The following is a 12,541-nucleotide window of genomic DNA, read 5'->3' as shown; positions in this document are numbered from 1 at the left end:
TCGGGGTCCTGACCGCAGCTCCTTGCATGAATGTTCCGTGCTGCGTATATTCATGCCACAACAAAGGAGGAACGCCATGGCATTGCGAGTCGCCGTCGCCGGCGCGAGCGGATACGCGGGCGGCGAGGTGCTGCGTCTGCTGCTCAGCCACCCGGAGGTGGAGATCGGGGCGCTGACCGGCGGCTCGAACGCGGGCACCCGGCTGGGCGCGCTCCAGCCGCACCTGATCCCGCTCGCCGACCGCGTCCTCGAACCCACCACCCCCGAGGTGCTGGCCGGCCACGACGTGGTCTTCCTGGCGCTGCCGCACGGCCAGTCCGCCGCCGTCGCCGAGGCGCTCGGCGACAACGTCCTGGTGGTCGACTGCGGCGCCGACTTCCGGCTCCGCGCCGCCACCGACTGGGAGCAGTTCTACGGCTCCGCGCACGCCGGCACCTGGCCCTACGGCCTGCCCGAACTCCCCGGCCACCGGGCCGCGTTGAAGGGCAGCAACCGGATCGCCGTGCCCGGCTGCTACCCGACGGCCGTGTCCCTGGCGCTGTTCCCGGCATACGCGGCCGGGCTCGCCGAGCCGGAGGCCGTCGTGGTCGCCGCCTCCGGCACCTCCGGTGCGGGCAAGGCCGCCAAGACCCACCTGCTGGGCAGCGAGGTCATGGGCAACGTCAGCCCGTACGGCGTCGGCGGCGTGCACCGGCACACCCCGGAGATGGTGCAGAACCTCACCCCGGTCGCGGGCGAGCCCGTCACCGTCTCCTTCACGCCGACCCTCGTCCCGATGCCGCGCGGCATCCTCGCCACCTGCTCCGCCAAGGCACGGCCCGGGGTGACCGCCGAGAGCCTGCGCGCCGCCTACGCCGAGGCGTTCGCGGACGAGCCGTTCGTCCACCTGCTGCCCGAGGGGCAGTGGCCGCAGACCAGCAGCGTCTACGGCGCCAACACCGCCCTCGTCCAGGTCGCGCTGGACGCCACCGCCGGGCGGATCATCGCGATCAGCGCGATCGACAACCTCGTGAAGGGCACCGCGGGCGGCGCGGTGCAGAGCATGAACATCGCCCTGGGCCTGCCCGAGGAGCTGGGCCTTCCCGTGAACGGAGTCGCACCGTGAGCAACAGTACGAACGTGGGCGTGACGGCCGCCAAGGGCTTCCGGGCCGCCGGTGTGACCGCCGGCATCAAGGCCTCCGGCACCCCGGACCTCGCCCTGGTGGTCAACGACGGCCCCGCGCTCGCCGCCGCCGGCGTCTTCACCGCCAACCGGGTCAAGGCCGCGCCGGTCGTCTGGTCCGAGCAGGTCCTCAAGGGCGGCCAGGTGTCCGCCGTGGTCCTCAACTCCGGCGGCGCCAACGCCTGCACCGGCCCGCTCGGCTTCCAGGACACCCACACCACCGCGGAGAAGGTCGCCGAGGAGCTGGAGCTCAACGCCGGCGAGGTCGCCGTCGCCTCCACCGGCCTGATCGGCGAGCGCCTCCCGATGGACGTCCTGCTGCCCGGCGTCGCGCTGGCCGCCCGGGAGCTGAGCGCGACCGGCGGCGAGGCCGCCGCGATCGCCATCAAGACCACCGACACCGTGCACAAGACCTCCCAGGTCACCAGCCCGGCGGGCTGGACGGTCGGCGGCATGGCCAAGGGCGCGGGCATGCTCGCCCCGAGCCTGGCCACCATGCTGGTCGTGATCACCACCGACGCCGACCTGGACGCCGCCGCCCTGGACGCCGCGCTGCGCGGCGCCACCCGCACCACCTTCGACCGGATCGACTCCGACGGCTGCATGTCCACCAACGACACCGTGCTGCTGCTGGCCTCGGCCGCCTCCGGCGTCGTCCCGGACGAGGCCGAGTTCGCCGAGGCGGTCCGCACCGTCAGCGCCGACCTGGCCCGCCAGCTGATCGCCGACGCCGAGGGCGCCAGCAAGGACATCCGGATCGACGTCACCGGCGCCGCCACCGAGCAGGAGGCCGTCGACGTCGCCCGGACGATCAGCCGAAACAACCTGCTCAAGTGCGCCATCCACGGCGAGGACCCCAACTGGGGCCGGGTGCTGGCCGCGATCGGCACCACCGACGCCGCCTTCGAGCCGGACCGGCTGGACGTGGCCATCAACGGCGTCTGGGTCTGCAAGGACGGCAGCGTCGGCGAGGACCGCACCCTGGTGGACATGGCCGGCCGCGAGGTCGTCATCACCGCGAACCTCAACGCCGGTACGGCGAGCGCCTCGTTGTGGACCAACGACCTCACCGCCGACTACGTCCACGAGAACAGCGCCTACTCGACCTGATGCCCGACAGGTGACGCGCGCCACCGATGCGCGACACCTGATCCGCGACACCCGATGCGCGACACCCGTTCGGACGAGGGACACCCGTGAAGATCGCACCCAAGGGCGAACAGGCCCGCAACAACACCGCGTTGCCCAAGGCGATGACGCTGATCGAGGCGCTGCCGTGGCTGGAGCGCTTCCACGGCAAGACCGTCGTGATCAAGTTCGGCGGCAACGCCATGGTGGACGAGAGCCTCAAATCGGCCTTCGCCCAGGACGTCGTCTTCCTGCGCTACGCAGGCCTGCACCCCGTCGTGGTGCACGGCGGCGGCCCGCAGATCAGCGCCCAGCTGGAGCGGCTCGGCCTGGAGTCCAGCTTCACCAACGGCCTGCGGGTCACCACCCCCGAGACCATGGACGTGGTCCGGATGGTGCTGGCCGGCCAGGTGCAGCGCGAACTGGTCGGCCTGCTCAACGAGCACGGCCCGTTCGCGGTCGGCATGACCGGCGAGGACGCGCACACCATGACGGCGGTCAAGCGGTACGCGGTGGTGGACGGCGAGCAGGTCGACATCGGCCTGGTCGGCGACATCGTCAACATCGAGGCCGGCGCCGTGAAGGCGCTGATCGCCGACGGCCGGATCCCGGTCATCTCCTCGATCGCGCGCGGCGCCGACGGCCACGTCTACAACATCAACGCCGACACCGCCGCGGCCGCCCTCGCGGTCTCGCTGGGCGCCGAGATGCTGGTGGTCCTGACCGACGTCGAGGGCCTCTACGCGGACTGGCCGAACTCCGACGACGTGATCAGCCAACTCGCCGCGAGCGAGCTGGAGGAGCTGCTGCCGAGCCTGGCCAGCGGCATGCTCCCCAAGATGGAGGGCTGCCTGCGCGCCGTCCGCTCCGGGGTGGGCACCGCCCGCGTCCTGGACGGCCGGGTGCAGCACAGCCTGCTGCTGGAGATCTTCACCGACGAGGGCATCGGCACGATGGTCGTGCCGGACGACGAACAGACCGTGACCGGGGGACTGGCATGACCGCGAACGAGCAACTGACCGGCCGGTGGCAGCACGCCTTCACCGACAACTACGGCACCCCGCGGATCGCGCTGGTGCGCGGTGCGGGCGCCAAGCTCTGGGACGCCGACGGCAAGGAGTACACCGACCTGCTCGGCGGCATCGCCGTCAACGCCCTCGGCACCGCCCACCCGGCGGTCGTCGAGGCGGTCAGCCGGCAGATCGCCACCCTGGGCCACGTCTCCAACCTCTTCATGGCCGAGCCGACCATCGCCCTCGCCGAGCGGCTGCTGCGGCTGGACGGCCGGGAGGGCGGCCGGGTGTTCTTCTGCAACTCCGGCGCCGAGGCCAACGAGGCCGCGTTCAAGATCAGCCGTCGGACCGGCCGCACCCACCTGGTCGCCCTCCAGGGCGCCTTCCACGGCCGGACGATGGGCGCCCTCGCGCTCACCGGCCAGCCGGCCAAGCAGGAGCCGTTCCGCCCGCTGCCCGGCGACGTCACGCACGTCCCGTTCGGCGACGTCGAGGCGCTGCGCGCGGCCGTCACCACCGAGACCGCGGCGGTCTTCCTGGAGCCGGTCCAGGGCGAGAACGGCGCCATCCCGCTGCCCGAGGGCTACCTGAGGGCGGCCCGCGAGATCACCCGGGCGACGGGCACCCTGCTGATCCTGGACGAGATCCAGACCGGCGTCGGCCGCACCGGGTACTGGTACGCCCACCAAGCCGTCGAGGGCGTCGAGCCGGACGTCGTCACCCTGGCCAAGGCGCTCGGCGGCGGGCTGCCGATGGGCGCGGTGCTGGCCTTCGGCGAGGCCGCCGAACTGCTCACCCCGGGCCAGCACGGCACCACCTTCGGCGGGAACCCGGTGGCCGCGGCGGCCGGGCTCGCGGTCCTGGACACCATCGAGTCCGAGGGCCTGCTGGAGCACGTGCGCAAGCTCGGCGAGCGGCTGCGCCAGGGCGTCGAGGCGATCGGCGACCCGCTGGTCTCGCACGTGCGCGGCGCCGGACTGCTGCTCGGCATCGTGCTCACCGAGCCGGTTTCGGTACAGGTGCAGGCCGCCGCGCAGGAGGCGGGCTTCCTGGTCAACGCGGCCGTCCCGGACGCCGTCCGGCTGGCCCCGCCGCTGGTGCTGACCGAGCAGGAGGCGGACGCCTTCCTCGCCGCTCTGCCGGGCGTCCTGCGGGCGGTGCGCGAGGGCGCCCCGGCCGATGCGAGCTGACCGTTGTCCGGGAGAATAACCACATGACCGTTTCCCACTCCGGCCCGTCCGCCGCAGGCCCGTCGCCGCAGGTGCCGCAGACCCGCACCGCGCGGCACCGGCGGATCGTGGACCTGCTCACCCGCCAGCCCGTGCGCTCGCAGAGCCAGCTCGCCAAGCTGCTCGCCGACGACGGACTCGTGGTCACCCAGGCGACCCTCTCCCGGGACCTGGACGAGCTGGGCGCGGTCAAGATCCGCAACCGGGACGGCGCGCTGATCTACGCCGTCCCGGCGGAGGGCGGCGACCGCACGCCGCGCGCGCCGATGGGGGAGTCGGCCAGCGAGGGCCGGATGGCCCGGCTGGCCGGCGAGCTGATGGTCTCCGCGACGGCCTCCGGCAACCTGGTGGTGCTGCGCACCCCTCCGGGGGCCGCGCAGTTCCTCGCCTCGGCGATCGACCAGGCGGAGGTGTTCGAGATCATCGGCACCATCGCCGGTGACGACACCGTCCTGCTGATCAGCCGGGACCCGGCGGGCGGCCAGGCGCTCGCCGACCACCTCATGCAACTCGCCCAGGCGAAGGCGCAGTAGCGCGCCCCGACGCGAGACCCCGACGCGTCACGACGCACAACGACGCGACACGACACGAAACCCCGACCGGTGGAGAACTTCCCCGGCCGGGGTTTTGTGTTTCATACGGAGTAGTGCATACTTATGCCTGTCGCCGTAAACCTGTACGGAAACCCTGTACGTAGAGCTGTAAGGAGAAAGCCGTGGCCGAGCGCGTCGTACTCGCCTACTCGGGCGGACTGGACACCTCCGTCTGCATCGGCTGGATCGCCGAGGAGACGGGCGCCGAGGTCATCGCCGTCGCCGTCGACGTCGGCCAGGGCGGCGAGGACCTGGAGGCGATCCGTCAGCGCGCGCTGGACTGCGGCGCCGTCGAGGCCGAGGTCGCGGACGCCCGCGACGAGTTCGCCGACGAGTACTGCCTCCCGGCGATCAAGGCCAACGCGCTCTACCAGGGCCAGTACCCGCTGGTCTCCGCGCTGTCCCGGCCGGTCATCGTCAAGCACCTGGCCGCCGCCGCCCGCAAGCACGGCGCCACCACCGTCGCGCACGGCTGCACCGGCAAGGGCAACGACCAGGTCCGGTTCGAGGTCGGCATCAACTCCCTGGCCCCCGGCCTGAAGTGCATCGCCCCGGTGCGCGACTACGCGATGACCCGGGACAAGGCGATCGCCTTCGCCGAGGCCAAGGGCCTGCCGATCGCCACCACCAAGAAGTCCCCGTACTCGATCGACCAGAACGTCTTCGGCCGGGCCGTCGAGACCGGCTTCCTGGAGGACATCTGGAACGCCCCGATCGAGGACGTCTACGACTACACCCAGGACCCGGCCGCCCCGCGCGAGGCCGACGAGGTGGTCATCACCTTCGACGCCGGCGTCCCGGTGGCGATCGACGGCCGCAAGGTCACCGTCCTCCAGGCCATCGAGGAGCTGAACAAGCGGGCCGGGGCCCAGGGCATCGGCCGGCTGGACATGGTCGAGGACCGGCTGGTCGGCATCAAGTCCCGGGAGATCTACGAGGCCCCCGGCGCGATCGCCCTGATCACCGCCCACCAGGCCCTGGAGAACGTCACCGTCGAGCGCGAACTCGCCCGCTACAAGCGGCAGGTGGAGCAGCGCTGGGCCGAACTCGTCTACGACGGCCTCTGGTTCTCCCCGCTCAAGCGCGCGCTGGACGGCTTCGTGAACGAGGCCAACCAGCACGTCACCGGCGAGATCCGGATGGTCCTGCACGGCGGCCGGGCCGTGGTCAACGGCCGCAAGTCCGACCAGTCGCTGTACGACTTCAACCTCGCCACCTACGACACCGGCGACACCTTCGACCAGTCGATGTCCAAGGGCTTCATCGAGATCTTCGGGATGTCCTCGAAGCTCGCCGCCCGCCGCGACCTCGCCTGATCCCCTCCCGTCCCCACCCCCCTTCCCCGTCAGGAGCCCACGCGATGTCCGCCGACCAGCACGCCGACCAGACCGCCGACGTCCGCCTCTGGGGCGCGCGCTTCGCCGACGGCCCGTCCGAGGCGCTGGCCAGGCTCTCCGCCTCGGTCCACTTCGACTGGCGCCTCGCGCCGTACGACATCGCCGGCTCCAAGGCCCACGCCCGGGTCCTGCACAAGGCCGGCCTGCTCTCCGACGACGAGCTCGCCGCGATGCTGGCCGGCCTCGACCAGCTGCTCGCCGACGTCCAGGCGGGCACCTTCACCGGGACCGTCGCCGACGAGGACGTGCACACCGCCCTGGAGCGCGGCCTGCTGGAGCGCCTCGGCGCCGACCTCGGCGGCAAGCTGCGGGCCGGGCGCTCGCGCAACGACCAGATCGCCACCCTGTTCCGGATGTACCTGCGGGACCACGCCAAGACCATCGGCGCCCTGGTGCTCGACCTCCAGCACGCCCTGGTCGGCCTCGCCGAGGCGCACCCGGACACCGCGATGCCGGGCCGCACCCACCTCCAGCACGCCCAGCCCGTCCTCTTCGCCCACCACGTCCTCGCGCACGTGCAGGCCCTCGGCCGGGACGCCGAGCGGCTGCGCCAGTGGGACGTCCGCACCGCCGTCTCCCCGTACGGCTCCGGGGCGCTGGCCGGCTCCTCGCTCGGCCTCGACCCGCAGGCCGTCGCCGCCGACCTCGGCTTCGAGGGCGGCTCGGTCGGCAACTCCATCGACGGCACGGCCTCGCGCGACTTCGTCGCCGAGTTCGCGTTCGTGACCGCGATGATCGGCATCAACCTCTCCCGGATCGCGGAGGAGGTGATCATCTGGAACACCAAGGAGTTCGGCTTCATCACGCTGCACGACGCCTTCTCCACCGGTTCCTCGATCATGCCGCAGAAGAAGAACCCGGACATCGCCGAGCTCGCCCGGGGCAAGTCCGGCCGGCTGATCGGCAACCTGACCGGCCTGCTGGCCACCCTCAAGGCCCTGCCGCTCGCCTACAACCGGGACCTCCAGGAGGACAAGGAGCCGGTGTTCGACTCCTGCGACACGCTGGAGGTGCTGCTGCCCGCGTTCACCGGGATGATGGCCACCCTCACCGTGCACCGGGAGCGGCTGGAGGAGCTGGCCCCGGCCGGCTTCTCGCTCGCCACCGACATCGCCGAGTGGCTGGTCAGGCAGGGCGTGCCGTTCCGGGTCGCGCACGAGGTGGCCGGCGCCTGCGTCAAGGTCTGCGAGGCCGAGGGCATCGAGCTGTCCGACCTGACGGACGAGCAGTTCGCGGCGATCTCGGTGCACCTGACGCCCGAGGTCCGGTCGGTGCTCAGCGTGCACGGCGCCATCGCCTCGCGCAACGGGCGCGGCGGCACCGCGCCGTCGGCGGTGGCGGTCCAGCTCGCCGAGGTGAAGGCGGACCTGGCGCGGCAGCAGGAGTGGATCCAGGGCTGACCGCCGGTCTGCGGGGGAGGGGCGTGACGGTCCGACCGTCGCGCCCCTCCGGCGTCCGCACCCCCGGTCGGGCGTAACCCGGCCCGCCCCGGCCCGTCATGCACGGTGTGTGCACTACCCTTCCGCCCGTCCCCTCCGCCGAGGACGTCTTCCTCGCCGAACGCCGCCGCCGCGTGGTCCGCGAGACCGTGGCCGGCCTGCCGGGCCGCTGCCCCGAGCTGGTCGCCGCCCTTGCCGAGGATCCGCCGCCGACCTACCGGGAGCTCTCCGAACGCCTCGGCATGCCGCGCGGCTCGATCGGGCCGACCCGCTCCCGCTGCCTCGCCTGCCTGCGGATCCTCCTCCATGCCGAGCGGTACCCGTGAGCGGTATCCGCGAGCGGCTGGTGACGCTCCGCACGCAGATCACCCCGGAGGCGGCTCCGCCCGGGTGACGCTCCGCACGCCCGGCCGCCGCGTGACCCTCGCCACGTCGAGCCGTCGCCGCCCCCGGCCATGCCCCGCGCGCGGCACCCTCCACCCGCCCCACCACCCGCCCCGCCCCCGCGTGACCCTCGCCACGTCGAACGCCCGGAAGGTTGAGAGCAGCTGACACGCGGGTAGAGCGCTGGCGAACGTAGCTCTTGACGGTGCCGCGATCGCTCGGATACTGAGCGTGAGCGCGTCGCCGTCGACCCGGGCACTTCCGGGCCGCGCGGCTGGTACGTTCGTGCGCCACCCCCGGTCAGGGCAGATCCCCGGCCGGGACATCTCCGGCAGGACATCCGGTGCGGCACCCTCACGTTTGCGCGCCGGGCACGACGATGGGGAGGCCCCAGCACATGGGCATGAGCGTGATCATCTCGGCGGCGGACGCCGAGGACGCGGAGCAGATCCTCAAGCTCCAGTACCTCGGCTACCAGCCCGAGGCGGAGCTGTACGGCGACTGGGCGATCGAGCCCCTGACGCAGAGCCTGGAGAGCCTGCGCGCCGAACTGTCCGGGCAGTACGTCCTGGTCGCCCGGCTGGGCGACGAGGTGGTCGGCACCGTCCGTGGTCACGTCGACGCCGAGGGCGTCGGCCGGATAGGGCGCCTGGTCGTCCACCCGAGGATGCAGCGGCACGGCCTGGGCGGCCGGCTGCTGGACGCGCTGGAGCGCCGCCTCGCCGAGGACGGCCGTCCGGTGACCTCCTACCGCCTGTTCACCGGCCACCGCAGCCTCGGCAACCTGCGGCTGTACACCCGCCTGGGCTACCGTCAGTCCGCGGTCGAGCCGGTCACCGACCGGCTCAGCCTGGTGCACCTGGAGAAGCCCGCCGTGGTGTCGCTCGCCGCGACCGCCTGAGCCCTCCGCCCGTTCCGGCCCGCACGGCGCCGCCACCATCCGGACACTCCGGTGGCGGCGCCGAGCCATATCGTCGCTGGTGGCGGCGTCGAGTGTCCGCATTGCGGACATCACATCCAAGTAATTGGGTCCAAATCGACCCATCTGATTTACTGGCTCACATGACTGCGACGACGAAATGGACCCCCACCGGCACCCTGCCGGCAGGTGAGCGCGCCATGTGCCGTCGAATGTGTCACCGCTGAGGGCCACCGCCCCCGGCACCCGGTTGAGGGTGCCCCCACCTCGCGCCCCGAAGCGAGACCCGGCGTCGTTCCCGTCCGTGCGAGCGTGCCCAGCCTGCCACACCCCTTCTCCCCGCCTGCCCATCCATGGGCGGGTGGTCGTCCACGACGACTCGCGCCCGATGACTCGTAAGGGCCACGCCGTCGCGCGGCCCGGCCGCGCAGCGGCCACGATCAAGAGGTGGCAGGTCCGGATCCCCCTGGCGAAGCGCCGTGCACGTCGCCGACCGCACCCCGGTCGGGCGGCCGCCCGCCGCCCGCCCCCGACCCACGGAAGCAGCTGTGATCACCACCACGGACCTCACGAAGGTCTACCGCTCCCGAGGCCGCGAGGTGAGCGCCCTCGCCGGCGTCGACCTGCACGTCCGCCCTGGCGAGGTCTACGGAGTCGTCGGCACCAGCGGTGCCGGCAAGTCCACCCTCATCCGCTGCGTGAACATGCTGGAGCGTCCGACCTCCGGCACCGTCACGGTGGACGGGGTCGAGCTGACCGCGCTGTCCGGCGGCGAGAACCGGGCCGGCCGGGAACTGCGGGAGGCGCGGCGCCGGATCGGCATGGTCTTCCAGCACTTCAACCTGCTCTCCTCGCGGACCGTCCAGCAGAACGTCGAGCTCCCGCTGGAGATCATCGGACTGGACCGCACCCAGCGCCGCCGCAAGGCAGCCGAACTGCTCGACCTGGTCGGCCTCGGCGACAAGGCCCGCAGCTACCCCAACCAGCTCTCCGGCGGCCAGAAGCAGCGCGTCGGCATCGCCCGGGCCCTGGCCGGCGACCCCAAGGTGCTGCTCTCCGACGAGGCCACCTCGGCGCTCGACCCGGAGACCACCCGTTCGATCCTCAAGCTGCTGCGCGACCTCAACCAGCAGCTCGGCCTCACCGTCCTGCTGATCACCCACGAGATGGACGTCATCAAGTCCGTCTGCGACTCCGCGGCCCTGATGCGCGGCGGCCGGGTCGTCGAGTCCGGCAGGCTGACCGACCTGCTGGCCGAGCCCGGCTCCGAGCTGGCCCGCGAGCTGTTCCCGCTCAGCGAGTTCGGCACCGGCCACCCCGGCTCGACCGTGCTGGAGATCACCTTCCAGGGCGACTCCTCGGCCCAGCCCTTCGTCTCCCAGCTGGCCCGCACCTACCAGATCGACATCAACATCCTCGGCGCCGCGGTGGAGACCATCGCCGGCCGGATGGTCGGCCGGATGCGGGTCGAGCTCTCCGGCGGCCACCAGGACAACGTGGTGCCGATCGGCTACCTGCGCGAGCAGGGCCTACAGGTGGACGTACTGGGCGCGGCGGACGGAGCGGTGGCATGACCTGGGACCAGATGTGGGCCCTGATGGGGCCCGCCACGCAGGAGACCTTCCAGATGGTCGGCGTCTCCACGGCCGTCACCGTGCTGCTCGGCCTGCCGCTGGGCATCCTGCTGGTGCTGACCGACAAGGGCGGGCTGCTGGCCAACCGGGCCGTCAACAAGTCGATCGCCTTCGTGGTGAACATCGCCCGCTCGGTGCCGTTCATCATCCTGATGATCGCGCTGATCTCCTTCACCCGCTGGCTGGTCGGCACCTCCATCGGCTGGCAGGCGGCGACCGTGCCGCTCACCATCGGCGCCATCCCGTTCTTCGCCCGCCTGGTCGAGACCTCCGTCCGCGAGGTCGACCGCGGCCTGGTCGAGGCCGTCCAGGCGATGGGCGGCAGCACCTGGACGATCGTCCGCAAGACGCTGCTCCCGGAGGCGCTGCCCGGCATCGCCGCCTCGGTGACCACCACGATCATCACGCTGATCAGCTACTCCGCGATGGCCGGCACGGTCGGCGGCGGCGGCCTCGGCACGCTCGCCGTCAACTACGGCTACCAGCGCTTCGAGACCGCCTTCATGTGGGTCATCGTGGCCGAGCTGGTGATCCTCGTCACCGCCGTCCAGCTGATCGGCGACTTCGCAGTCCGGCGCCTCGCCAACCGCGGCGGCACCGGCGGCCGGACCCGCCTGCTGGGCCGCACCCCCGCCGGACCGGCCGCCCCCGACGAGGACCTCGTCGCCCCCTAGACCTCCCGGGTCCGACACCGGACCACGGCTCCCCGTATCACGCAGAAAGGCACTTTTCGTGCGCAACGCCCTGAAGTTCACCAGCATCCTCGCCACCGCCGGCATCGCCCTCTCGCTGGCCGCGTGCGGCAGCTCCGGGTCCTCCTCCTCGGACCCGAACGCGCCGCTCAAGGTCATCGCCAGCCCCACCCCGCACGGGCAGATCCTCAAGTACGTCAAGGACAACCTCGCGGCCAAGGCGGGCCTCAAGCTCGACATCAAGGAGGTCACCGACTACGTGACCCCCAACACGGCGGTGCAGGACGGTTCGGCCGACGCCAACTACTTCCAGCACGTCCCGTACCTGGAGGACTTCAACAAGAAGCACGGAACCGACATCGTCTCGGTCGAGCCCGTGCACCTGGAGCCGCTCGGCGTCTACTCCAAGAAGGTCAAGTCGATCGCCGACCTGCCGGACGGCGCCACCGTGGGCCTGCCCAACGACGCCACCAACGAGGGCCGCGCGCTCAAGCTGCTCGCCGACAACAAGCTCATCACGCTGAAGGACGGCGTCACCACCGCCGCCACCCCGGCCGACGTGACGGGCAACCCGAAGAACCTCAAGTGGAAGGAGCTGGAGGCCGCCCAGCTGCCCCGCTCCATCGCCGACCTCGACGCCGCCGTCATCAACGGCAACTACGCGCTCGACTCCGGTCTGAAGCCCGCCACCGACGCGCTGGTGCTGGAGAAGGCCGAGGGCAACCCGTACGCCAACATCCTCGCCGTGAAGAAGGGCAAGGAGAACGACCCGCGCGTGAAGAAGCTGGCCGAGCTGCTGCACTCCGACGAGGTCAAGAAGTACATCGACGACACCTTCCAGGGTTCGGTCATCCCGGCCTTCTGAGCCGCGGTCCGATCCACGCCCTGACCCCGACCGGGCCCCCGCCGCACCTCGGCGGGGGTCCGGTCGGGCAGGATGCACCCGGGG

At 71.9% G+C, this 12,541-nt stretch carries 12 protein-coding genes; all 12 read left to right on the top strand.

The window, feature by feature from the left end:
• The first annotated feature begins 76 nt into the window (after positions 1 to 76).
• The 12 genes from argC to AB0R04_RS19980 all read left to right on the top strand — a co-directional run bounded on the left by argC (position 77) and on the right by AB0R04_RS19980 (position 12,457).
• Positions 77 to 1,105 (top strand): N-acetyl-gamma-glutamyl-phosphate reductase, encoded by a 1,029-nt coding sequence (gene argC / locus AB0R04_RS20035; protein WP_363372860.1) that lies wholly within the window; start codon positions 77 to 79, stop codon positions 1,103 to 1,105.
• Between the two features lie 14 nt (positions 1,106 to 1,119).
• Positions 1,120 to 2,274, top strand: a complete 1,155-nt coding sequence (gene argJ, locus AB0R04_RS20030) for a bifunctional glutamate N-acetyltransferase/amino-acid acetyltransferase ArgJ (RefSeq protein WP_363372899.1) — start codon at positions 1,120 to 1,122, stop codon at positions 2,272 to 2,274.
• 143 nt (positions 2,275 to 2,417) lie between these two features.
• Positions 2,418 to 3,293: an acetylglutamate kinase gene (gene argB / locus AB0R04_RS20025; protein ID WP_063350977.1), complete on the top strand. Its 876-nt coding sequence runs from the start codon at positions 2,418 to 2,420 to the stop codon at positions 3,291 to 3,293.
• Complete coding sequence (locus tag AB0R04_RS20020; RefSeq protein WP_063346844.1) at positions 3,290 to 4,495, top strand: acetylornithine transaminase; 1,206 nt, start codon at positions 3,290 to 3,292, stop codon at positions 4,493 to 4,495. Before argB ends, AB0R04_RS20020 begins: the two co-directional genes overlap by 4 nt.
• A 23-nt stretch (positions 4,496 to 4,518) precedes the next feature.
• Positions 4,519 to 5,067, top strand: a complete 549-nt coding sequence (locus AB0R04_RS20015) for an arginine repressor (protein WP_063346843.1) — start codon at positions 4,519 to 4,521, stop codon at positions 5,065 to 5,067.
• 182 nt (positions 5,068 to 5,249) lie between these two features.
• A complete protein-coding gene (locus AB0R04_RS20010; protein ID WP_063346842.1) occupies positions 5,250 to 6,443 on the top strand; it encodes an argininosuccinate synthase in 1,194 nt (397 codons plus the stop codon).
• Positions 6,444 to 6,487: 44 nt separating this feature from the next.
• Positions 6,488 to 7,924 carry an argininosuccinate lyase gene (gene argH / locus AB0R04_RS20005; protein ID WP_363372855.1) on the top strand — a complete coding sequence of 479 codons (1,437 nt, stop codon included), beginning with the start codon at positions 6,488 to 6,490 and terminating at the stop codon, positions 7,922 to 7,924.
• A 107-nt stretch (positions 7,925 to 8,031) separates the two neighbouring features.
• Positions 8,032 to 8,289 (top strand): hypothetical protein, encoded by a 258-nt coding sequence (locus tag AB0R04_RS20000; protein ID WP_159398377.1) that lies wholly within the window; start codon positions 8,032 to 8,034, stop codon positions 8,287 to 8,289.
• Positions 8,290 to 8,744: 455 nt separating this feature from the next.
• On the top strand, positions 8,745 to 9,248 hold the full coding sequence (locus AB0R04_RS19995; RefSeq protein ID WP_063346839.1) for a GNAT family N-acetyltransferase: 504 nt from the start codon (positions 8,745 to 8,747) through the stop codon (positions 9,246 to 9,248).
• A gap of 566 nt (positions 9,249 to 9,814) precedes the next feature.
• A complete protein-coding gene (locus tag AB0R04_RS19990; protein WP_063346838.1) occupies positions 9,815 to 10,840 on the top strand; it encodes an ATP-binding cassette domain-containing protein in 1,026 nt (341 codons plus the stop codon).
• Positions 10,837 to 11,574, top strand: a complete 738-nt coding sequence (locus AB0R04_RS19985) for a methionine ABC transporter permease (RefSeq protein ID WP_363372851.1) — start codon at positions 10,837 to 10,839, stop codon at positions 11,572 to 11,574. The genes AB0R04_RS19990 and AB0R04_RS19985 overlap by 4 nt, the downstream gene beginning before the upstream one ends.
• A 58-nt stretch (positions 11,575 to 11,632) precedes the next feature.
• Positions 11,633 to 12,457, top strand: a complete 825-nt coding sequence (locus AB0R04_RS19980) for a MetQ/NlpA family ABC transporter substrate-binding protein (RefSeq protein ID WP_063346836.1) — start codon at positions 11,633 to 11,635, stop codon at positions 12,455 to 12,457.
• Positions 12,458 to 12,541: the final 84 nt, after the last annotated feature.

The organism is Kitasatospora sp. NPDC056731 (assembly GCF_040687675.1).
In the GTDB taxonomy this organism is placed as follows: Bacteria; Actinomycetota; Actinomycetes; order Streptomycetales; family Streptomycetaceae; genus Kitasatospora.
The sequence above is the reverse complement of the archived record's forward strand: the minus strand, read 5'-3'. Positions and strand labels throughout refer to the sequence as shown.

Excerpts from the sequence above, each read along its gene's own strand:
- argB (WP_063350977.1), top strand. The coding sequence starts at position 2,418 with ATGACGCTGATCGAGGCGCTGCCGTGGCTGGAGCGCTTCCACGGCAAG.
- argC (WP_363372860.1), top strand. The coding sequence starts at position 77 with ATGGCATTGCGAGTCGCCGTCGCCGGCGCGAGCGGATACGCGGGCGGC.
- AB0R04_RS19985 (WP_363372851.1), top strand. The coding sequence starts at position 10,837 with ATGACCTGGGACCAGATGTGGGCCCTGATGGGGCCCGCCACGCAGGAG.
- AB0R04_RS20015 (WP_063346843.1), top strand. The coding sequence starts at position 4,519 with ATGACCGTTTCCCACTCCGGCCCGTCCGCCGCAGGCCCGTCGCCGCAG.
- AB0R04_RS19995 (WP_063346839.1), top strand. The coding sequence starts at position 8,745 with ATGGGCATGAGCGTGATCATCTCGGCGGCGGACGCCGAGGACGCGGAG.
- AB0R04_RS20020 (WP_063346844.1), top strand. The coding sequence starts at position 3,290 with ATGACCGCGAACGAGCAACTGACCGGCCGGTGGCAGCACGCCTTCACC.
- argH (WP_363372855.1), top strand. The coding sequence starts at position 6,488 with ATGTCCGCCGACCAGCACGCCGACCAGACCGCCGACGTCCGCCTCTGG.